This is a genomic window from Cellulomonas sp. PhB143 (genome assembly GCF_003752595.1).
Taxonomy (GTDB): domain Bacteria; phylum Actinomycetota; class Actinomycetes; order Actinomycetales; family Cellulomonadaceae; genus Paraoerskovia.
Window position 1 is genome coordinate 278,724 of sequence record NZ_RKIJ01000011.1, and the last position, 18,430, is coordinate 297,153.

An 18,430-nucleotide genomic window follows, 5' to 3' on the forward strand; every position below is an offset into this window, starting at 1 on the left:
ATCATGGCTAGGAAGGTGCCGCTAGCGGGTCCACGCGTCTCGCTGTTCGTAGGTTCTGTACTCGCAACGCTAATCTTCGCGTTTATAGCGACGGTGGTGCCGATGTCGGAAGCTGGAGCAAGCCGTTCATTTGATCCCTACATCGGATACGCAATCCTCTTCGGGGCGGTCGCTTGGCTCATGGGCGCGCTAGCAACCTCCCGTATTCAGGCGGACGGAGGAACTCTTGAATTGCTAAGCCTTCTTGTGGTGACACGGATACCAGCTGATTTAATTGACGAGGTGGCCGGTTCCAACGGCGTGATTGTTAGCACGCCCAAGGGGGACTACGGAACTATCGCGTACGGAGCGTCGGTTCTACAGATCTTCGCGTCAAGCAAGTCTTTCATGCGGGCCAGCCGCAGGATCAATGCTTGGAAAATCGGGGCGACGGCTGAAGGAATGGTAATCCCGAAGGAGGATCTCTGCATTCGCCGTGCTGTCCGGATGTCATGGGTGTGCACCCTACCGCTATTTATGGCGGCAGCGGTTGCCTATGCGGCACTTGTTCGTGAAATGGCGCCATTTCTGGGGCCTTATCTCGGCGTGCCGAACTAATGGGTCGTTGGAAGGGAATTGGTAGGGGTGGCGACGGATGCCCCATGAAGTACCATGGAAACGCGGCGCGGTCGGCACCGGCGGTTCGCAACGCACGCGGTGTGACACGTTCGAGCCGGCAAGCCCTCACTTTAGGGTCCAGGAGGTACAGAGGGCGTTCCCGTCCTGGAATCGTCGATCTCACTGGTCGCGCCACTCTGATCGCCTTCAGTATGGAGCGTCTTCTGCCCGCGAAGCAGGTGGGTGGAAGTGTTCACGTCTGGCGTTCTGAATCTCTGTAGAGGGCAAGGGCTCGCAGGGCGGTGGATCGCTTCAAAAGTGTTTCGAATCGACCTACCCGCGACCCCGGACGCGATGGCGCCTGCTGAGTTTATCGAGATGACCACGGAATTCTTCTGGTTCGGATCGCTCTTGGTGGGCATTCCCTCATGTATTGCTGGCGGATTCATAGGTTGGCTGCCTGTCCCGATGGCAATCGTGTACTTTCTCATCTTCGCCCCCTGGATCGTGGGCGCGTGTGGGCACCTGTATTGTGTTCGGCAGCGAAAGCTTCTCAAGGCCTCGCCGAAGGCGGCACTGCACAGAATTGATCTCATCGGGAACTCGAAATCGTTTCAGGCTGCGACCAACGCGGCGATAGCTCTAATTGTCATTGTGGTCGCGATATTCGCGATATGGAACCCAATGGATAGCGTGTGACGTGCTCCGCCAGGGGGCGTCGGGCGGGTTCATGATCGAGGATATTAGGGTGTTTGAGTGCGCGGCGGGTGGCCGCGTGCGTCGAGCATGGCTACCGCCAGCCGGGGGTGAATCCCCACATCTCTCCACGCCGTATGCCTTGCCCGTGACCCGTGACCCGTGACCCGTGACCCGTGACCCGTGACCCGTGACCGGTGACCGGTGACCGGTGACCGGTGACCGGTGACCCGAGCTAGGCTGAACTCGTGCCCCTCATCATCTACTCCGTGCTGCGCATCGCGCTGTTCGTCGTCGCGCTCGTCGGGCTCTGGCTTGCGGGGATGGGCGGCTGGCTCGTCGTCCTCGTAGCCGCCGCGATCGCCCTGATGCTCTCCTATCTGCTCCTCGGGCGCCCGCGCGACGCCGCCTCCCGATACATGGCCGAGCGGGTCGAGCGGCGCAAGGAGCGCCGCTCCCGGTTCAGCGAGAAGCTGGACGAGGACGCCGCGGCCGAGGACGCCGCAGCCGACGCCCTGAGCGAGGACGCGCCGACCGAGCGCTGAACGGCTGACGGCCCGCCTCAGGTCAGAGGGCGAGCCCGAGCCCCAGCAGCACCCCGTAGCCCAGCTCGAAGAACCCCGTCCCCGCCAGCACGGGAACCAGCGCGCGCCCGCGGGCTCCCGCGAGGACGGTGACGGACAGCAGCGCGGCCGGCGCGAGCAGGAGCAGCGTGAGCAGCGACCACGGCGCCTCCGCGGCGCACACGGCGGCCAGCACGATCGGCAGCCCGAGCATCGAGGTGTATGCGCGGCGCGCCTGGGCGTCCCCGAGCCGGACGGCGAGCGTCCGCTTGCCGGCGACGACGTCGGTCGGGATGTCGCGGATGTTGTTGACCATGAGGATCGCGCAGGCGATCAGGCCGATCCCGACGGCGCCGACCCAGGCGGTCCACGGGACCTCGTCCGCCTGCACGTACGTGGTCCCGACGGTCGCGACGAGCCCGAAGAAGACGAAGACCCCGACCTCGCCCAGCCCGCTGTACCCGTACGGCCGGCGCCCGCCGGTGTAGTACCAGGCGGCCAGGATGCACACGACGCCGACGGCGAGCAGCCACCAGTGCCCGGTGATCAGCACGATCCCGAGTCCGAGCAGCGCGGCGACGCCGAACGCCCCGAAGGCCGCGCCCTTGACCTGCCGAGCCGGCGCGGTGCCCGAGGCCGTCAGCCGCAGCGGCCCGACCCGGTCGAGGTCCGTGCCCCGCACGCCGTCGGAGTAGTCGTTGGCGTAGTTCACGCCGATCTGCAGCGCGAGCGCGACGCCCAGCGCGAGCAGCGCCGGGACGAGCGCGAAGCCGTCGACCTGCAGGGCGGCGCCGGTCCCGACGAGCACCGGCGACGCGGCAGCAGGCAGGGTCCGGGGGCGGGCGCCCTGGATCCACTCGGCGGTGGTGGTCATGCGCGGTTCTCGTCTCTCTCGGCTGCCGGTGTGGCGCGGGCAAGGGCTGCACGGGCAAGAGCAGCGCAGGCGGCGCGGTCGACCTTGCCGGGCCCGCGGCTGGGCAGCTCGTCGACGACGACCACGCGCCGCGGTGCTCCGGGCGCCCCCAGGGTATCGGTGACGCGGGCACGGACCCGCTCGAGCAGCGCCGCACCCCCGTCCGCCGAGATGGCGAGCTCCGCCCCAGAGTTCGAAGAATTCGGGGCGGAGCTCGCCATCTCGGCGGTGACGGCGGGCGGTGCGGCGGTCGACGGGGCAGACCGGGTGACGACCGCGACGATGCTCGTGCCCCACTCCGGGTGCGGGACGCCGACGACGCAGACCTCGCCGATCTCGTCCAGCCCCGCGAGCGCGGCCTCGACCGCGGCCGGGGCGACGTTGACGCCGCCGGTGATGAGGACGTCGTCGGCCCGCCCGAGCACCGTGACGCGCGTCGTGGCGCCCGCCGGCTCGACGGTGCCGAGGTCGCTCGTGCGGAACCAGCGCCGGCCCGTCGCGGGGTCGGCGTGGAACGAGCTCGAGCCGGTCGCGTCGGGCTCGAGGTAGCCCGCGGCCAGGACCGGCCCCGCGATCTCCAGGACCCCGCCCGCCCCGGTGCGCACCTCGACGCCGTCGAGCGGGACGCCGTCGTACACGCAGCCGCCGCACGTCTCGGTCATGCCGTAGGTGGTCACGACGCGCACGCCCGCCTCGCGGGCGCGGCGCACGAGCGGCGCGGGCGGCGCGGCGCCGCCGAGCAGGACGGCGTCGACGGTGCGCAGCCCGGCCAGCGCCCGGCGGCCGTCGGTGCCGCCCGGGCCGGCGGACGCCGCGGCCTCGACGACGCGGTGCAGCTGGGTGGGCACGAGCGAGGCGTAGCGACGCCCGCCGCTCCCCGCGCCGTCGGGCGGGGTCCCCGCGCCGAGGTCGTCGAGGAGGTCCGCGAGCAGCCCGGGGGTGAACGCCGCGCCCGCGGGCGCGGCGACCGGCGTCGTCCCGGCGACGACGGAGCGCACCACCACCTGCAGCCCGGCGACGTGCGAGGCGGGCAGGGCGAGCAGCCACCGGCCCGGTCCGCCGAGGCGCGCGTGCGTCGCCGCCGCCCCCGCGCGCAGCGCCCCGGCTCCGAGGGTCACGGTGCGCGGAGCTCCGGTGGACCCGGAGGTGCGGATGAGCAGGGCGGTGTCCCCGGGAAGGCCCCTGCGGGCAGCGGCCGCCTGCCCGGCGCGCACCGCGTCGGGGCCGCCGGCGACGACCGGGCCGCCGTCGAGGGCCGCGGCGACCGCGGCCGTCAGGTCGTGGGGGTCGCCGGGGGCGTCGACGACGGGGCGCGGCGCGCGGGGCGGACGAGGCACGGCCCCAGCGTAGGACGGCCCCTACGATGGTCGCGCACACGCCCCGTCGACCGGCGGGCGGAAGGAGACCCATGCACCGCCGCACCGGATCCCCGTCCCGGGTCGCGCGGGGCCGCGCCGTGCCGCGCGGCGCGGTCCTCGCCGCCCTCGCCGCCCTCGTGCTCCCGCTCGCCGCGTGCTCCGGCGAGGACCCGGCACCCGCGCCGACGGTGACGGCGTCGCCGGACACCTCGGTGGACAAGGTGGCGGCGCCGACCCCGAGCCCGCGGACGGTCTGGCCGCTCACGGGTGTCGCGACCGAGAGGGTCGCGGACCGGCCGGCGCTCGCCGTGAAGGTGGAGAACTCGCCGCAGGCCCGCCCGCAGAGCGGGCTCGACGCCGCGGACGTCGTCTGGGAAGAGGTCGTGGAGGGCGGAATCACCCGGTTCGCGGTCGTCTACCAGTCCCGGGTGCCGGGCAGCGTGGGCCCGATCCGTTCGGTGCGACCGATGGACCCGAACATCGTCGAGCCGCTGCGCGGGCCGCTCGTCTACACCGGCGGCCAGCCCGTCTTCCTGCGCGCGGTCGACCGCGCCGGGATCCAGTCGATCGTCATGGACAAGGGCGACCCGGGCTTCCACCGCGACCGCAGCCGCTCGGCGCCGCACAACGTGTACGCCGACCCGCACGACTTCTACGCCCAGGCGGACTCCCGCCACGACTCCCCGCCGCCGGCCCAGCTCGCCTTCGCGGAGAGCGCCGGACAGTCCGACGTGGTCACCGAGGGCACGCCGGCGACGCGGGTCACCGCGCGCTTCTCGCCGGCGCAGACCTCGGCCTGGGCGTGGGACGCGAAGTCGAAGCGCTACCTGCGCTCGGACGGCTCGGAGCCGGCGATCACGCCGGGCGGTGACCGGCTCGGTGCCACGAACGTCGTCACTCTCGGGGTGAAGGTCGTGGACACGAAGTACAAGGACCCCGCCGGCGCGCCCGTCCCGGACACCGTGGTCGTGGGTAGCGGCAAGGGCGTCGTCGCCGCGGGGGGCCGGTCGCTCAGGATCGCCTGGTCCAAGAAGAGCGCCGCCGCGCCGCTCGTGCTCAAGGACTCCGCGGGCGACCCGGTCGAGCTCGCGCCGGGGACCGTGTGGATCGAGCTGGTCCCGACGGGCAGCGGCGCCTACTCCGTCGGCTGAGGCTCAGAAGGCGGCCTCAGAAGGCGTACGGGAAGCCCGACCAGTCGGGCTCGCGGCGCTGCAGGAACGCGTCGCGCCCCTCGACCGCCTCGTCCGTCATATAGGCCAGCCGCGTGGCCTCGCCGGCGAAGACCTGCTGGCCCATGAGGCCGTCGTCGGGCAGGTTGAACGCGAACTTGAGCATCCGCACCGCCTGGGGCGACTTGCCCGCGATGGTCCGGGCGTAGTCGATCGCGAGGTCCTCGAGGTCGGCGTGCTCGGCGACCTCGTTGAGGGCGCCCCACCGCTCGGCGTCGTCGGCGGAGTACTCGCGGGCGAGGAAGAAGATCTCCCGTGCGCGCTTCTGTCCCACCTGGCGGGCGAGGTAGGCGGAGCCGTAGCCGCCGTCGAACGAGCCGACGTCGGCGTCGGTCTGCTTGAACCGGGCGTGCTCGCGGCAGCCGATGGACAGGTCGGCGACGACGTGCAGCGAGTGGCCCCCGCCCGCAGCCCAGCCGTCCACGACGGCGACCACGACCTTGGGCATGGTGCGGATCAGGCGCTGGACCTCGAGGATGTGCAGGCGCCCGGCACGCGCCGGGTCGACGTGGTCGGCGCTCTCGGCCGCGCCGCCGCCGTCGGGCGCCGTCGTGTACTGGTAGCCGGAGCGTCCGCGGATGCGCTGGTCCCCGCCGGAGCAGAACGCCCAGCCGCCGTCCTTGGGGGAGGGGCCGTTGCCGGTGAGCAGGACGGTCCCGACGTCGGAGGTCATGCGCGCGTGGTCGAGCGCACGGTAGAGCTCGTCGACCGTGTGCGGGCGGAACGCGTTGCGCACCAGCGGTCGGTCGAACGCGATGCGGACGACCGGCAGGTCGCGCTCCCCGTCGGGGCCCGTGCGGTCGACGCCGCGGTGGTAGGTGAGGTCCGTCAGGTCCTCGAAGCCGGTGACCTCGCGCCAGCGGGTCGGGTCGAAGGTCTCGGACACGGTGCGGGGGAGGTCGCTCACCCGGCCAGCGTATCGGCCGGCGTCCGCGACTATAGTGGTACGCTCGTACCACTATTGATTCGGAGGTGGGCCCTCGTGGCGTGGATCGTCCTGGTGGTGTCCGGCGCGCTCGAGGCGGGCTGGGCCCTGAGCCTCAAGGCGTCGGAGGGGTTCTCCCGGCTGTGGCCGAGCGTCGGGTTCGTCGTCCTCCTGGCGGCGAGCATGCTCGGCCTGTCCTACGCCCTGCGCACGCTGCCGGTCGGCACCGCCTACGCCGTGTGGGTCGGGATCGGCGCCACGCTCACGGCGGTCCTCGGGGTCGTGCTCCTGGGCGAGAGCCTCTCGGTCCTCAAGGTCGTCTCCCTCGTGCTGATCGTCGCGGGCGTCGTCGGGCTCAACCTGGCCGGGGGAGGGCACTGATGACCGACGACGGCCCCGCTGCGCCGCACCGGCCGCGGCGCCAGGCGCGCGGGGAGAGGCGGCGCGCGGAGCTCGTGCGGGCGGCGGCCGACATCATCCTGCGCGACGGGCCCGCGGCTCTCAGCCACCGCGCCGTCGCCGCGGAGGCCGGGGTGCCGCTGGCGTCGACCACCTACTACTTCGATGGCCTCGACGAGATCGTCGCCGACGCCGGCGCGCTGCTCTCCGCGGACTGGGCCGCCGGCGCCACGCGCCAGCTCGGCGTCGCCCGGGAGGCGGTGGGGCGCGGCGAGGTCGGCGACACCTCCGCGGGCCGGCGGCGCAGCGCCGAGATCCTCGTGGACGCCACCCTGCCCGTCGGCGACCGGACCGCCGTGCGCGGCTTCTACGAACAGCTCGTCGGCGCGGGCCGCAGCGTCGCGCTCGAGTCCGCCTACGCCCGCGGCCGCGTCGCGCTCGACGCGGCGCTCGTCGAGCTGACCGCCGTGCTGGGCGTCGCCCCGGCCGCGCCGCTCCTGGTCGCGGTGATCGACGGCGCCGCGGTCACCGCGCTCGCCGAGGGTCGCGACGTGCGTGCCTTCGCGATCGAGCTCGTCGAGCAGGTGCTCGCGTCCGGTGGCGGCGCCGCCGCCGCGACCTAGGCTCGGACGATGACGACCGACGACGGTTCCTCTCACGGCCAGGCCCCCGACGACCAGACCCCCGACGGGCAGGCCTCCGACGGGCAGACCCCCGACGAACGGGCCCTGACGCACGGCCTGGACCAGCTCGCCGCCCTGCTCGACGCCGTCGGCCCGGACGTGCGCGACGACCCGACGCCGTGCGAGCGGTGGACCGTCGCCGACCTCGTCGACCACGTCCTGACCTCGAGCGCGGGGATGGCGCGCATGCTGCGGGGCGAGAGCGTCGACTGGTCGGCGCCCGCCCCCGCCGCGGGGGGCGACCCCGCGGGCGCCTTCCGCGCGCAGGCGCACGACGTGCTGGACGCGGCGCGCGGCCAGGAGGGCACGGACTGGGTGTGCGCCGAGCTGGCCGTGCACACCTGGGACCTCGCCACCGCCCTCGGCCGCCCCACCGGCGACCTCGACCCGGAGGTCGCGGACCGCGGGCTGGCGTTCATGCGCGCGAACCTGACGCCCGAGACGCGCGGGGAGGCCTTCGGCCCCGAGCGGCCCGCGCCCGACGGCGCGAACGCCTACCAGCGCGTCGCCGCCTTCGCGGGGCGCGAGGCCTGAGACGCGACGCCCGGACGGCGCGCACTACCCTGGACGGGTGCCCGTCACCGTCTACCGCACCCCCCTGCGCCTGCGCTTCCGCGGGCTCGACGCCCGCGACGGGGTCCTCCTGCAGGGCCCGGCGGGGTGGGGAGAGTTCTCCCCGTTCCACGAGTACGACGACGCCGAGGCGCTCGCCTGGTGGCGCGCCGCCCGGGAGGCCGCGGACGTCGGCTGGCCCGCGCCGGTGCGTGACCGCGTCCCCGTCAACGTCACCGTCCCGGCCGTCGGCCCGGAGCGCGCGCACGCCGTCGTGACGGGGTCCGCCGGCTGCCGCACCGCGAAGGTCAAGGTCGCCCAGCGCCTCGCGGACGGCTCCCTCGAGCCGCTCGCCGCGGAGGTCGCCCGCCTCGAGGCGGTGCGCGACGCGATCGGGCCCGGCGGGCGCGTGCGGATCGACGCGAACGGTGCCTGGGACCGTGACGAGGCGCGCGCCCGCGTCGCGCGGCTCGACCGGGCCGCCGGCGGGCTCGAGTACGTCGAGCAACCCTGCGCGGGCGTCGAGGACCTCGCCGCCGTGCGCCGCGCCGTGGACGTCCCGGTCGCCGCCGACGAGTCGATCCGCCGCGCCGAGGACCCGTTCGCCGTGGTCCGCGCCGAGGCCGCCGACGTCGTCGTGCTCAAGGTCCAGCCGCTCGGCGGGGTCCGGGCGTGCCTCGAGCTCGCGGAGCGGGTCGGGCTGCCCGTGGTCGTCTCCTCGGCGATCGAGACGTCCGTCGGCATCGCCGCCGGCCTCGCCCTCGCGGCGGCGCTGCCCGAGCTGCCGTACGCCTGCGGGCTGGCCACCACGCAGCTCCTCGAGCACGACGCGGTGGCCGAGCGCCTCGAGCCCGTCGACGGGGCGATCGCCGTCCGCCGCGCCGTGCCGGACGCGGCGTCGCTCGCGGCCGTGGCGCTCGACCCGGACGACCCGACGGCGCGGTGGTGGGCGCAGCGGGTCGAGCGCGTCGAGGCGCTCGCCGCACGCGCGGCGCCCAGCGCGGTGCCCCGGTGAGCGGCGTGCCGGAGGCCGGCGCGGTGCGGCAGCCGCCCGCGGTGCTCGCGGGGCGCGTCCTGGTGGCCGAGCTCCTCGCGCACGGGGTCCGCGACGTGGTCCTGTGCCCGGGCTCGCGCAGCGCACCGCTCGCCTACGCCCTCGCCGACGCCGAGGTGCGCGGCGAGGTGCGCCTGCACGTGCGCGTCGACGAGCGCTCGGCCGGGTTCCTCGCGCTCGGGCTCGCCAAGGGCGCGGCGCTGGCCGGCGAGCCGGCCGCCGTCGCGGTCGTGACGACGTCGGGCACCGCGACCGCGAACCTGCACCCGGCCGTGCTCGAGGCCCACCACGGCGGGGTGCCGCTCGTCGTCGTGACCGCGGACCGCCCGCACGAGCTGCGGGGGACCGGCGCGAACCAGACCACCGACCAGGTGGGCCTGTACGGCTCCGCGGTGCGCCACGCCGTCGACGTCCCGGCCCCCGACGGGCGCCCCGGCGAGGAGCGCGACCTGCGCGCCGTGCTCGCGCGGGCGCTCACGGCCGCGCTCGGGACGCGCACGGGCGACCCCGGCCCGGTGCACCTGGACGTGGCCTACCGCGACCCGCTCGTCCCGGTGCCGCAGGACGCCGCGAGCGGCGAGGCGCCGGTGAGTCCCGCCGGGCGCCCCGTCGTCGTCCCCGCCCGTCCGGTCGTCGAGGTGCCCGACGACGTCGCCCACCTCGTGCGCACGGGTGCGGACGAGCCGGCGACCGTCCTCGTCGCGGGCGACGGCGCCGGCCCGTGGGTGCGCGAGCTCTCTGCGGCGCGCGGCTGGCCCCTGCTCGCGGAGCCGTCGTCGGGCGCCGCCGGGGGGCCGGACCACGTCGCCGCGTACCGGTTGCTCCTCGGCACCGCCCTCGGCGGGCGGGTGGCGCGCGCGGTCGTCGTCGGGCGCCCGACGCTCTCGCGGCCGGTCCAGACGCTGCTCGGCCGGCCGGACGTCACGGTCGTCGTCGTCGCGCCGGGCGGCGCCCCGTGGCCGGACGCGGCGCGGGGCGCGGACCTCGTGCTCCCGGGCCCGCCGGACGTCTGGCTCGCCGGCGCGCGCGGCCCGGAGGCGTGGCTGCGGGAGTGGCGCGACGCCGGGGCCCGGGCCGCCGAGGCCGTGCGGCGCGAGGCGGCGCGGGCGCTCGGCGGGCCGGCCGTGGCCGAGGACGTGCTGGCCGCCTGCGGCGCGGACCAGGTGCTGGTGGTGGGCTCGTCCACCCCGGTGCGCGACCTCGACCTCGCCGTCGGCACCGGACCCGTGCCGCCCGTCGTCGCGAACCGCGGCCTCGCCGGGATCGACGGCACGGTCTCGACCGCGAGCGGTGTCGCGCTCGGCGCGGGCCGTCCCGTCCTCGCGCTGATGGGCGACCTGACCTTCCTGCACGACGTCGGCGGGCTGCTGCGCGGACCGGACGAGCCCGTGCCCGACCTGCGGGTCGTGGTGGTCGACGACGACGGCGGGTCGATCTTCGCGACCCTCGAGCAGGGCGGGGTCGCGCAGGGGTCGCAGGGCGCCGCGCGCACCTTCGAGCGGGTGTTCGCCACCCCGCACGGCGCCGACCTCGCCGCGCTGTGCGCGGGCTACGGCGTCGCGCACCTGCGGGTCGGGGACCGCGAGGAGCTGCGCCGCGCGCTGGCGCGGCCGGTGCGCGGGGTCGACGTCGTCTCGGTCCCGGTGCGGCGCGACGACCGCCGCGCGCTGGGGGAGCGGCTGCGCGCCGCCGTCGGCGATTCCTAGACAACTCCCAGGAATGCTCAAGCCGCGCTCCAGGCACGGGGTGTTGAGTGGGTCACGAATCAAGGAGGCCATGTGATGAGCGACGACCGCACGCCGGACCAGCCGGCTCAGGGCAGCACCCCGGACGACCAGCACCGCGACGTGCGTGCCGACGGCGCGGACCAGCACCCCCAGATCGCCGAGACGCAGCCGATCGAGGCCGCGCAGCCGCAGGGCCCCGCGCAGCCGCAGGGCCCGCAGCAGCCGCGCTACGGCGCGTACGCCCAGGACCACCCGCAGCAGCAGCAGACCCAGCAGCAGCCGCAGCACGACCCGTACGCGCACCGGCCGCAGGGCCAGCCGACCCAGCACCAGCAGGGCGGCTACGGCTACGGCCAGCCGGGCCAGTACGGCCAGCAGGGCCAGCAGGGCCAGTACCCCTACGCGCAGCAGGGCCAGCAGCAGGGCCAGCAGCAGGGCTGGCAGGGCCAGGGCGGTGCGGGCACCACCACGACGAAGTCTCCCCGCGAGCGCAGCATCTGGCTGCCGGTGACGGTCGCGGCCGTCGGCGGCGCGCTGCTGGCGAGCATCGGCACCGCGGCCATCGGCAGCGCGTTCGACGACGACGCGTCGTCGGCCTCGCTGCAGGACGTCGGCTCGTCGTCGGCCTCGAAGTCGGACACGAGCCTCAAGGGCTCGACGGCCGACAACCCGGACTGGGAGGCCGTCACCACCACCGTGTCGCCGTCGGTCGTCGCGATCCAGGTGACCACGCAGCAGGGCGGTGCCGAGGGCTCGGGCGTCATCATCGACGACAAGGGCCACGTGCTGACGAACAACCACGTCGTCTCCGGCGCCCAGAGCGTCGGCGTGACCCTGAGCGACGGGCGCCTCTACGAGGCGACGATCGTCGGCACGGACCCGACGACGGACCTCGCGGTCGTGCAGATCAAGGACGCCCCGAAGGACCTCAAGCCGGCCACGGTCGGCGAGTCCGACGACGTGCAGGTCGGCGAGCCCGTCCTCGCGGTGGGCAACCCGCTCGGCCTCGCGAACACGGCGACGACCGGCATCGTCTCGGCGGTGGACCGCCCCGTCTCGGCGTCCGGCGAGGACGGCAGCGACCAGGTGGTCACGAACGCCATCCAGATCGACGCGGCGATCAACCCGGGCAACTCCGGCGGGCCGCTGTTCAACGCGCAGGGCCAGGTCATCGGCATCACCTCGTCCATCGCGTCGCTCTCGAGCGGCTCGACCAGCGGCCAGTCCGGGTCGATCGGGCTCGGCTTCGCCATCCCGGCCGACCTCGCGAAGAACGTCAGCTCGCAGCTCATCGACGACGGGACCGCGGAGCACGCGTTCCTCGGCGTGAGCCTGCAGGACACCTCGGCGACCGCGGACGGCGTCACCCGCCGCGGCGCCCAGGTCGTCAGCGTCACCGACGGCTCGCCGGCGTCGGACGCGAAGATCAAGACCGGGGACGTCATCGTCGCGATCGACGGCGACGCGGTCAGCGGCGCCGAGTCGCTCACGGGGTACGTGCGCGAGCGGTCCGCGGGCGACAAGGCGACGCTCACGCTGGTGCGCGACGGCAAGACCGAGAAGGTCGACGTCACCTTCGCGACCAGCGCCGACCAGCAGGACGCCCAGCAGGGCCAGGAGGGCGAGGACGGCCAGCAGGGCGACCAGGGTCAGGACGGCCAGCAGGGCCAGGACGGCCAGCAGGGCGACCAGGGCACCGACCCGACCAACCCGAACAACGTGCCGGACTGGCTGCAGAAGCTGTTCGAGGGTCAGTGACCCGACCGCTCCCGCGAGAGGCCCGTGGCGCCCGAGGGACGCCGCGGGCCTCTCGGGCTCCGGGGAGCCGGGCGCGTCAGGGCAGGGCGCGGCCGAAGTGCGTCGTGTCCTCGGTGTAGCCGAGCGCCCGGTAGAAGCCGGTGGCGCCGGACGTGGCGAGGCAGACGCGCGCGGCGCCGCCGGTGCGGCCCCACTCCTCCGCCGCGTGCACGAGCGCGCGGCCCAGACCACGGCCGCGCACGGCCGGCAGCACCGCGACCTCCGAGACCCACACGACGGGGCCGCCCGTCGCGAGCGTGTGGCGGTGGTCGGCCAGGAGGTAGCCGGCGAGCCCGTCGTCGGGGGTCTCCGCGACGACGAGGCAGGTGTCCAGCAGGTTCGTCAGGGTCCCGAACGCACGGTCGTAGGCCTCGCGCGGGGGAGCGCCCCCCGGGACGTGACGCACGAGGGGCCACACGGCCTCGCGGTCGCCGGTCGTCGCGCGCCGCACCACGAGACCGTCGGCAGGCGGGAGGCGCGGGGGCGAGGGCACGGGACGAAACTATCAGCGGGCGACGCCCGCGCGGCGGGGTCCTGGCGATCTCACCCGCTCGGGCCCGGACCGCCCGCTCCGCGGGGTCGCGGCGCCTACCGGCCGTCCGCCCCCAGCGCGTAGCGCACCGGCTCCAGCTTGGCCTCGGACTCGGCGAGCTCGGCGGCCGGGTCGGACGCGGCGACGATGCCGCAGCCGGCGAACAGCCGCACCGTCCGGGGGTCGTTCCGCGAGATCTCGCACGAGCGCAGCGCGATGCCCCACTCGCCGTCGCCGTCCGCGCCCAGCCAGCCGACGGGCGCGGCGTACCGTCCGCGGTCCAGGCCCTCGACCTCGTGGATCAGGTCGCGTGCGGCGGTCGTCGGCGTCCCGCACACGGCCGCGGAGGGGTGCAGGGCCGCGGCGAGCGCGAGGCTCGTCGGTGCGGCGCCCTGCGCCCCGTGGGTGTCGAGGACGCCCGTGACGTCGGACGCGAGGTGCAGCACGTTGGGCAGGTGCAGCACGAACGGCGCTTCCGGGACGTTCATGGAGGAGCAGAACGGCGCGAGGGCGTCGGCGACCGAGCGGACGGCGTACTCGTGCTCCTCGAGGTCCTTCGACGAGCGGGCGAGGAACAGCGCGGGGTCCGGACCGTCGCGGTCGACGTCGTCGGAGCGGCGGATCGTGCCCGCGAGCACGCGCGAGGTGACCAGGCCCTTCTCCGAGCGCACCAGCAGCTCGGGCGTCGCGCCGACGAGCCCGTCGACGGAGAAGGTCCAGCAGGCCTCGTACGCCGTCGCGAGCCGCCCGAGCAGGTGGCGCGCGTCGACCGGGCGCTCGGTGCGGGCGACCACGTCGCGCGCGAGCACGACCTTGTCGAGCCGCCCGGCGCGGATGCGGGCGGTCGCCTCCTCGACGGCGGCCTTCCAGTCGTCGGGCGCCTGCGCGCCGGCCGTGGTCCGCACCGCGCCCGGCGTCCCGACGGGCGCCCGCCCGGTGGCGTCGAGCAGGTGCCCGCCCGGCGCGCTGGTGAGGGACCCGTCGGCGTCGATCGTGGTGAGCCACGTCGTGCCTCCGCGGCGCCCGACCACGACGCGGGGCACGACGAGCACCCCGGCCGGGACCGCGTCGTCGGCCACCGGGTCGTCGAGGGCGTCGGGGTCGGTGGGCGAGTCGTCGAAGGCGAAGGAGCCGAACGCGACCGCCCCCGAGCCGGGCAGGCGCACCTCGTCGCGCACGACGGCGTGGGCGAGGACCTCCTGCCAGGCGGCCTCGGCGTCGGCGAACCGTCCGGGACCCCAGGACTCGAGGCGCAGCGCCTCGCCCCACCCGACGATGCCGTCGCCGCGCCGCACCCAGGCGAGCGGCGCGTCGTCGGGCAGGAGGTCGACGAGGGCGCCCGTCCCGTCCGGGAGGTCGTCGACGGCCACGGTGCGGACCACCAGCTGCTGGGGCGTCGGGCGTGCCGCGGGCGCGGTGCCGCGCGCGGGTCCGGGGTGCTCGGCTGTCATCAGGGTTCAGGGTAAGCCGCGCCGCGAGGGCCGGGCGCCCACGGCACCGCCCGCGTGGAACGATGGGCGCATGTCGCGCGCCAGCCTGGACAAGCAGCCCTCCGAGGTCGCCTCGATGTTCGACGGGATCGCCCGTCGCTACGACCTCACCAACGACGTCCTCTCGCTCTGGCAGGACCGCCGCTGGCGGCGCCTGACGGTCGACGCGGTCGCCGCGATGCCGGGGGAGCGGGTGCTCGACCTCGCCGCCGGGACGGGCACCTCGAGCGAGCCGTTCGCGGCCGACGCGGTCGAGGTCGTGCCCTGCGACTTCTCCGTCGGCATGCTCGCCGAGGGCAAGGCGCGCCGCCCCGACCTGCCGTTCGTCGCGGGGGACGCGACGGCGCTGCCGTTCGCCGACGCCAGCTTCGACGCCGTGACGATCTCCTTCGGGCTGCGCAACGTCGTCGACACGGACGCGGCGCTGCGCGAGATGCTGCGCGTCGTGCGCCCCGGCGGCCGCGTCGTGATCTGCGAGTTCTCGGACCCGACGTGGGCGCCGTTCCGGACGGTGTACACCGAGTACCTCGTGCGCGCGCTGCCCGTCGTGGCGGGCCTGATCACCAAGGACGCCGGCTCCTACGAGTACCTCGCCGAGTCGATCCGCGCCTGGCCGGACCAGGACGGCCTGGCCCACGCCATGCTCGACGCGGGCTGGGAGCGGGTCGCCTACCGCAACCTGACGGGCGGCGTGGTGGCGCTGCACCGGGGTGCCCGCCCGGCCTGAGCGGCAGGGAAGGGTGCCCTTGGTACACATCTGGAGACGTCGTGGCTATGGTGTGAACGATCGTTGTGCGCCACTTCACAAAGTCGGCGCCGAGGCCGGGTCCGGGACGCCCTCCCGGGGTAGCGAGGAGCACAGGTGCAGGCGACCAGCAGGGACGACGCCGACGTCATCGTCGTCGGCGCCGGACCGGGAGGCTCCGCGACCGCGCACTACTGCGCCGCCGCCGGGCTGTCGGTGCTGCTGCTCGAGAAGGCCGCCTTTCCGCGCGACAAGATCTGCGGCGACGGGCTGACACCGCGCGCGGTGGCGGAGCTCGTACGGATGGGCGTGCCCACCGGCGTGGACGCCGGCTGGATCCGCAACGAGGGCCTGCGGGTCGTCGCCGGCGGGCGCCGCTGGGAGCTGCCGTGGCCGGACCTGGCGTCCTACCCGTCGTACGGGCTCGCGCGCTCGCGGCAGAACCTGGACCACACGCTCGCCGAGCACGCCGTGCGCACCGGCGCAGAGCTGCGCCAGCGCACCGCGGTGACCGGGCCGCTGCTCGAGGAGCGCACCGGCCGCGTCGTCGGCGTGCGTGCCCGGGCGGTCGACGACGCGGGCCGCCGCACGGGCGAGGAGACCACCTACCGCGCGCCCGTCGTCGTCGCGGCCGACGGCGTCTCGTCCCGCTTCGCGACCGCGCTCGGCCTCGAGAAGCGCGAGGACCGCCCCGTCGGCGTCGCGGTCCGCACCTACTTCACGACTCCTCGCCACGACGACGCGTGGATGGAGAGCCACCTCGAGCTGTGGGACGGGGAGCCCGGCCGGTCGAACCTCCTGCCCGGGTACGGCTGGATCTTCGCGCTCGGCGACGGCACCGCGAACGTGGGCCTGGGCTCGGTCAGCTCGAGCCCCGCGCGCCAGTCCCGGGCGGGCGTCGACTACAAGGACCTCTTCGCCCGGTGGATGGCGAACACCCCGGCGGAGTGGGGCTTCACCCCGGAGAACCAGATCGCGCCGGTGCGGGGCGCCGCGCTGCCGATGGGTTTCAACCGCAGCCCGCTGTACACCCGCGGCATGCTCCTGGTCGGCGACTCCGGCGGCATGGTCAGCCCGTTCAACGGCGAGGGCATCGCCTACGCGCTCCAGGCGGGGCGGGTCGCGGCCGACGTGATCGCCCAGGCCCGGACCCGCTCGACGCCCGCCGCGCGGGAGCGTGCGCTCGCCCGCTACCCGCGGACCATGCGCGAGGACCTGGGCGGGTACTACACGCTCGGGCGGTACTTCGTGCGACTGATCGAGCACCCGGAGATCATGCGGCTGTGCACGCGCTACGGGCTCCCGCGGCCGGTGGTCATGAAGTTCGTGCTCAAGCTGCTGTCCGACTGCTACGAGCCCCGCGGCGGTGACTGGGTCGACCGGGTCATCGCGGGGCTGACGCGGGTGGTCCCCGCCTCATGACCCGCGCCGACGCCACCCCACGAGGAGATCATCGATGACAAATCCCTACGTGCCGCTCCTGTTCATCATCGGGATCGGAGCCGTGCTCGCGCTCGGTGGCGTCACGGCCAGCGCGGTCATCGGGCCCAAGCGCTACAACCGCGCCAAGCTCGAGGCGTACGAGTGCGGCATCCAGCCGACGCCGCACGCCGTCGGCGGCGGGCGCTTCCCGATCAAGTACTACCTGGTGGCGATGACGTTCATCGTCTTCGACATCGAGGTCGTCTTCCTCTACCCGTGGGCCCTGGACTTCGCGGAGCTCGCCACGTTCGGGCTCGTCGCCATGATGTCGTTCCTCGTGCTCATCACGGTCCCGTTCGTCTACGAGTGGCGGCGGGGTGGGCTCGAGTGGGACTGACGGCGGCACGGGCCGGACGGACGAGGCGGAGGTAGCGGCATGGGTATCGAAGAGGCACCGTCGGGGTTCCTGCTCACGACGGTCGAGGACCTCGCGGGGTACTTCCGCAAGGCGTCGCTGTGGCCCGTGACGTTCGGGCTCGCGTGCTGCGCGATCGAGATGATGGCGGCCGGCGCCTCGCGCTTCGACCTGTCGCGCTACGGCATGGAGGTCTTCCGCGCCTCGCCGCGCCAGGCCGACCTGATGATCGTGGCCGGCCGGGTGAGCCAGAAGATGGCGCCCGTCGTGCGCCAGGTCTACGACCAGATGGCCGCCCCCAAGTGGGTGCTGTCCATGGGCGTGTGCGCGAGCAGCGGCGGGATGTTCAACAACTACGCCATCGTCCAGGGCGTCGACCACATCGTCCCCGTGGACGTGTACCTGCCCGGCTGCCCGCCGCGCCCGGAGATGCTCGTCCACGCGATCCTCGCGCTGCACGAGCAGATCGGCTCCACGCCGCTCGGTGCCAACCGCGTCGAGGCGGCCCGGGCCGCGGAGGCCGCCGCGCTCGAGGCCACCCCGACCCACCAGATGAAGGGGCTCCTGCGATGACGGAGAACGCCCCGCACACCGACGACGTCTCCGGCCCTCGCGCCGGGCTGCCGGTCTCCGGCGGCGAGGGCCCGGGCCCGCTCGAGGTCGTCGAGGTGCGCCACGGGCTGTTCGGCGCGCACGGCACGGGGGACACCAGCGGCTACGGCGGCCTGGTGCGCCCCGTCGCGATGCCCGGCCCCGCGGCGCGTCCCTACGGCGGCTGGTTCGACGACGTCGTCGACCTCCTCGGCGAGGTGCTCGCCGAGTCGGGGTCCTCGCTCGGCGCGGCGGTCGAGAAGGTCGTCGTCGACCCGCCCGGGCCTCACGCCGAGCTCACGCTGCACGTGCGCCGCGAGCACCTCGTCGCCGTCTGCCAGGCCCTGCGCGACGAGCAGGACCTGCGCTTCGAGCTCAGCCTCGGCGTCAGCGGGGTGCACTACCCGCACGAGGCGGGCCGCGAGCTGCACGCCGTCTACCACCTGACGTCGGTGACGCACGGGCGCTCGCTGCGGCTCGAGGTCTCGGCCCCGGACGCCGACCCGCACGTCCCCTCGACCGTGGGCGTCTACCCGGCCAACGACTGGCACGAGCGCGAGACCTGGGACTTCTTCGGTCTCGTCTTCGACGGCCACCCCGCGCTCGCGCGGATCGAGATGCCCGACGACTGGCCCGGGCACCCGCAGCGCAAGGACTACCCGCTGGGCGGGATCCCCGTGGAGTACAAGGGCGCGACGGTGCCCCCGGCAGACCAGAGGAGGTCGTACTCGTGAGCACCTCG

20 protein-coding genes are annotated in these 18,430 nt (G+C 74.6%); 15 read left to right on the top strand and 5 right to left on the bottom strand.

The genetic code is table 11. From position 1 onward, the window contains the following. Positions 1–3: 3 nt before the first annotated feature. The 3 genes from EDF32_RS14465 to EDF32_RS07520 all read left to right on the top strand — a co-directional run bounded on the left by EDF32_RS14465 (position 4) and on the right by EDF32_RS07520 (position 1,838). Entirely contained in the window at positions 4–597 is a 594-nt protein-coding gene (locus tag EDF32_RS14465; RefSeq protein ID WP_148061579.1) for a hypothetical protein, read from the top strand. A 243-nt stretch (positions 598–840) separates the two neighbouring features. Continuing rightward, a complete protein-coding gene (locus EDF32_RS07515; RefSeq protein WP_148061580.1) occupies positions 841–1,296 on the top strand; it encodes a hypothetical protein in 456 nt (151 codons plus the stop codon). Positions 1,297–1,541: 245 nt separating this feature from the next. Beyond that, positions 1,542–1,838 carry a DUF4229 domain-containing protein gene (locus EDF32_RS07520; protein WP_123307905.1) on the top strand — a complete coding sequence of 99 codons (297 nt, stop codon included), beginning with the start codon at positions 1,542–1,544 and terminating at the stop codon, positions 1,836–1,838. Between the two features lie 22 nt (positions 1,839–1,860). Here EDF32_RS07520 and EDF32_RS07525 read toward each other — a convergent pair whose 3' ends face one another. Both EDF32_RS07525 and EDF32_RS07530 read right to left on the bottom strand, forming a co-directional pair. Continuing rightward, positions 1,861–2,730, bottom strand: coding sequence for a 1,4-dihydroxy-2-naphthoate polyprenyltransferase (locus tag EDF32_RS07525; protein ID WP_123307906.1), 870 nt, complete (start codon positions 2,728–2,730; stop codon positions 1,861–1,863). Continuing rightward, positions 2,727–4,106, bottom strand: coding sequence for an AMP-binding protein (locus EDF32_RS07530; protein WP_233565784.1), 1,380 nt, complete (start codon positions 4,104–4,106; stop codon positions 2,727–2,729). The genes EDF32_RS07525 and EDF32_RS07530 overlap by 4 nt, the downstream gene beginning before the upstream one ends. 71 nt (positions 4,107–4,177) lie before the next feature. On the opposite strand from EDF32_RS07530, the gene EDF32_RS07535 reads away from it, so the two are divergent. Then, on the top strand, positions 4,178–5,278 hold the full coding sequence (locus EDF32_RS07535) for a DUF3048 domain-containing protein (protein ID WP_123307907.1): 1,101 nt from the start codon (positions 4,178–4,180) through the stop codon (positions 5,276–5,278). Positions 5,279–5,294: 16 nt separating this feature from the next. Here the strand turns inward: EDF32_RS07535 and EDF32_RS07540 are convergent, their stop codons facing one another. Continuing rightward, positions 5,295–6,263, bottom strand: coding sequence for a 1,4-dihydroxy-2-naphthoyl-CoA synthase (locus tag EDF32_RS07540; RefSeq protein WP_123307908.1), 969 nt, complete (start codon positions 6,261–6,263; stop codon positions 5,295–5,297). Between the two features lie 75 nt (positions 6,264–6,338). Between EDF32_RS07540 and EDF32_RS07545 the strand changes: the two genes are divergently transcribed. The 6 genes from EDF32_RS07545 (at position 6,339) to EDF32_RS07570 (ending at position 12,454) form a co-directional block, all read left to right on the top strand. Beyond that, a complete protein-coding gene (locus EDF32_RS07545) occupies positions 6,339–6,662 on the top strand; it encodes a multidrug efflux SMR transporter (protein WP_123307909.1) in 324 nt (107 codons plus the stop codon). Continuing rightward, complete coding sequence (locus EDF32_RS07550) at positions 6,662–7,303, top strand: TetR/AcrR family transcriptional regulator (protein ID WP_123307910.1); 642 nt, start codon at positions 6,662–6,664, stop codon at positions 7,301–7,303. Before EDF32_RS07545 ends, EDF32_RS07550 begins: the two co-directional genes overlap by 1 nt. A gap of 9 nt (positions 7,304–7,312) precedes the next feature. Next, positions 7,313–7,897, top strand: a complete 585-nt coding sequence (locus tag EDF32_RS07555) for a maleylpyruvate isomerase family mycothiol-dependent enzyme (protein WP_123307911.1) — start codon at positions 7,313–7,315, stop codon at positions 7,895–7,897. 37 nt (positions 7,898–7,934) lie between these two features. Beyond that, positions 7,935–8,930 (top strand): o-succinylbenzoate synthase, encoded by a 996-nt coding sequence (locus EDF32_RS07560; protein WP_123307912.1) that lies wholly within the window; start codon positions 7,935–7,937, stop codon positions 8,928–8,930. Continuing rightward, positions 8,927–10,675 carry a 2-succinyl-5-enolpyruvyl-6-hydroxy-3-cyclohexene-1-carboxylic-acid synthase gene (gene menD, locus EDF32_RS07565; RefSeq protein ID WP_233565785.1) on the top strand — a complete coding sequence of 583 codons (1,749 nt, stop codon included), beginning with the start codon at positions 8,927–8,929 and terminating at the stop codon, positions 10,673–10,675. Before EDF32_RS07560 ends, menD begins: the two co-directional genes overlap by 4 nt. Positions 10,676–10,750: 75 nt before the next feature. Next, positions 10,751–12,454: a S1C family serine protease gene (locus EDF32_RS07570; protein ID WP_123308063.1), complete on the top strand. Its 1,704-nt coding sequence runs from the start codon at positions 10,751–10,753 to the stop codon at positions 12,452–12,454. A 76-nt stretch (positions 12,455–12,530) separates the two neighbouring features. On the opposite strand, the gene EDF32_RS07575 is transcribed toward EDF32_RS07570, so the two are convergent. Together EDF32_RS07575 and EDF32_RS07580 are read right to left on the bottom strand one after the other, a co-directional pair. Then, positions 12,531–12,986, bottom strand: a complete 456-nt coding sequence (locus EDF32_RS07575; protein ID WP_123307913.1) for a GNAT family N-acetyltransferase — start codon at positions 12,984–12,986, stop codon at positions 12,531–12,533. A 95-nt stretch (positions 12,987–13,081) separates the two neighbouring features. Beyond that, positions 13,082–14,476: an isochorismate synthase MenF gene (locus tag EDF32_RS07580; protein WP_123307914.1), complete on the bottom strand. Its 1,395-nt coding sequence runs from the start codon at positions 14,474–14,476 to the stop codon at positions 13,082–13,084. A 70-nt stretch (positions 14,477–14,546) separates the two neighbouring features. Here EDF32_RS07580 and EDF32_RS07585 point away from each other — a divergent pair, with 70 nt between their 5' ends. The 5 genes from EDF32_RS07585 to EDF32_RS07605 all read left to right on the top strand — a co-directional run bounded on the left by EDF32_RS07585 (position 14,547) and on the right by EDF32_RS07605 (position 18,422). After that, positions 14,547–15,242, top strand: a complete 696-nt coding sequence (locus EDF32_RS07585) for a demethylmenaquinone methyltransferase (RefSeq protein ID WP_123307915.1) — start codon at positions 14,547–14,549, stop codon at positions 15,240–15,242. 135 nt (positions 15,243–15,377) lie between these two features. Beyond that, complete coding sequence (locus EDF32_RS07590) at positions 15,378–16,682, top strand: geranylgeranyl reductase family protein (RefSeq protein WP_123307916.1); 1,305 nt, start codon at positions 15,378–15,380, stop codon at positions 16,680–16,682. Positions 16,683–16,716: 34 nt separating this feature from the next. Next, positions 16,717–17,079 (top strand): NADH-quinone oxidoreductase subunit A, encoded by a 363-nt coding sequence (locus EDF32_RS07595; protein WP_123307917.1) that lies wholly within the window; start codon positions 16,717–16,719, stop codon positions 17,077–17,079. A 39-nt stretch (positions 17,080–17,118) separates the two neighbouring features. Then, a complete protein-coding gene (locus tag EDF32_RS07600; RefSeq protein WP_123307918.1) occupies positions 17,119–17,670 on the top strand; it encodes an NADH-quinone oxidoreductase subunit B family protein in 552 nt (183 codons plus the stop codon). Then, complete coding sequence (locus tag EDF32_RS07605) at positions 17,667–18,422, top strand: NADH-quinone oxidoreductase subunit C (RefSeq protein ID WP_123307919.1); 756 nt, start codon at positions 17,667–17,669, stop codon at positions 18,420–18,422. The genes EDF32_RS07600 and EDF32_RS07605 overlap by 4 nt, the downstream gene beginning before the upstream one ends. Positions 18,423–18,430 lie beyond the last annotated feature (8 nt).

Coding starts and splice junctions, on each gene's coding strand:
- EDF32_RS07600 (WP_123307918.1), top strand. CDS start 17,119: ATGGGTATCGAAGAGGCACCGTCGGGGTTCCTGCTCACGACGGTCGAG.
- EDF32_RS07550 (WP_123307910.1), top strand. CDS start 6,662: ATGACCGACGACGGCCCCGCTGCGCCGCACCGGCCGCGGCGCCAGGCG.
- EDF32_RS07605 (WP_123307919.1), top strand. CDS start 17,667: ATGACGGAGAACGCCCCGCACACCGACGACGTCTCCGGCCCTCGCGCC.
- EDF32_RS07585 (WP_123307915.1), top strand. CDS start 14,547: ATGTCGCGCGCCAGCCTGGACAAGCAGCCCTCCGAGGTCGCCTCGATG.
- EDF32_RS07535 (WP_123307907.1), top strand. CDS start 4,178: ATGCACCGCCGCACCGGATCCCCGTCCCGGGTCGCGCGGGGCCGCGCC.
- EDF32_RS07580 (WP_123307914.1), bottom strand. CDS start 14,476: ATGACAGCCGAGCACCCCGGACCCGCGCGCGGCACCGCGCCCGCGGCA.
- EDF32_RS07570 (WP_123308063.1), top strand. CDS start 10,751: ATGAGCGACGACCGCACGCCGGACCAGCCGGCTCAGGGCAGCACCCCG.
- EDF32_RS07595 (WP_123307917.1), top strand. CDS start 16,717: ATGACAAATCCCTACGTGCCGCTCCTGTTCATCATCGGGATCGGAGCC.
- EDF32_RS07555 (WP_123307911.1), top strand. CDS start 7,313: ATGACGACCGACGACGGTTCCTCTCACGGCCAGGCCCCCGACGACCAG.
- EDF32_RS14465 (WP_148061579.1), top strand. CDS start 4: ATGGCTAGGAAGGTGCCGCTAGCGGGTCCACGCGTCTCGCTGTTCGTA.
- EDF32_RS07525 (WP_123307906.1), bottom strand. CDS start 2,730: ATGACCACCACCGCCGAGTGGATCCAGGGCGCCCGCCCCCGGACCCTG.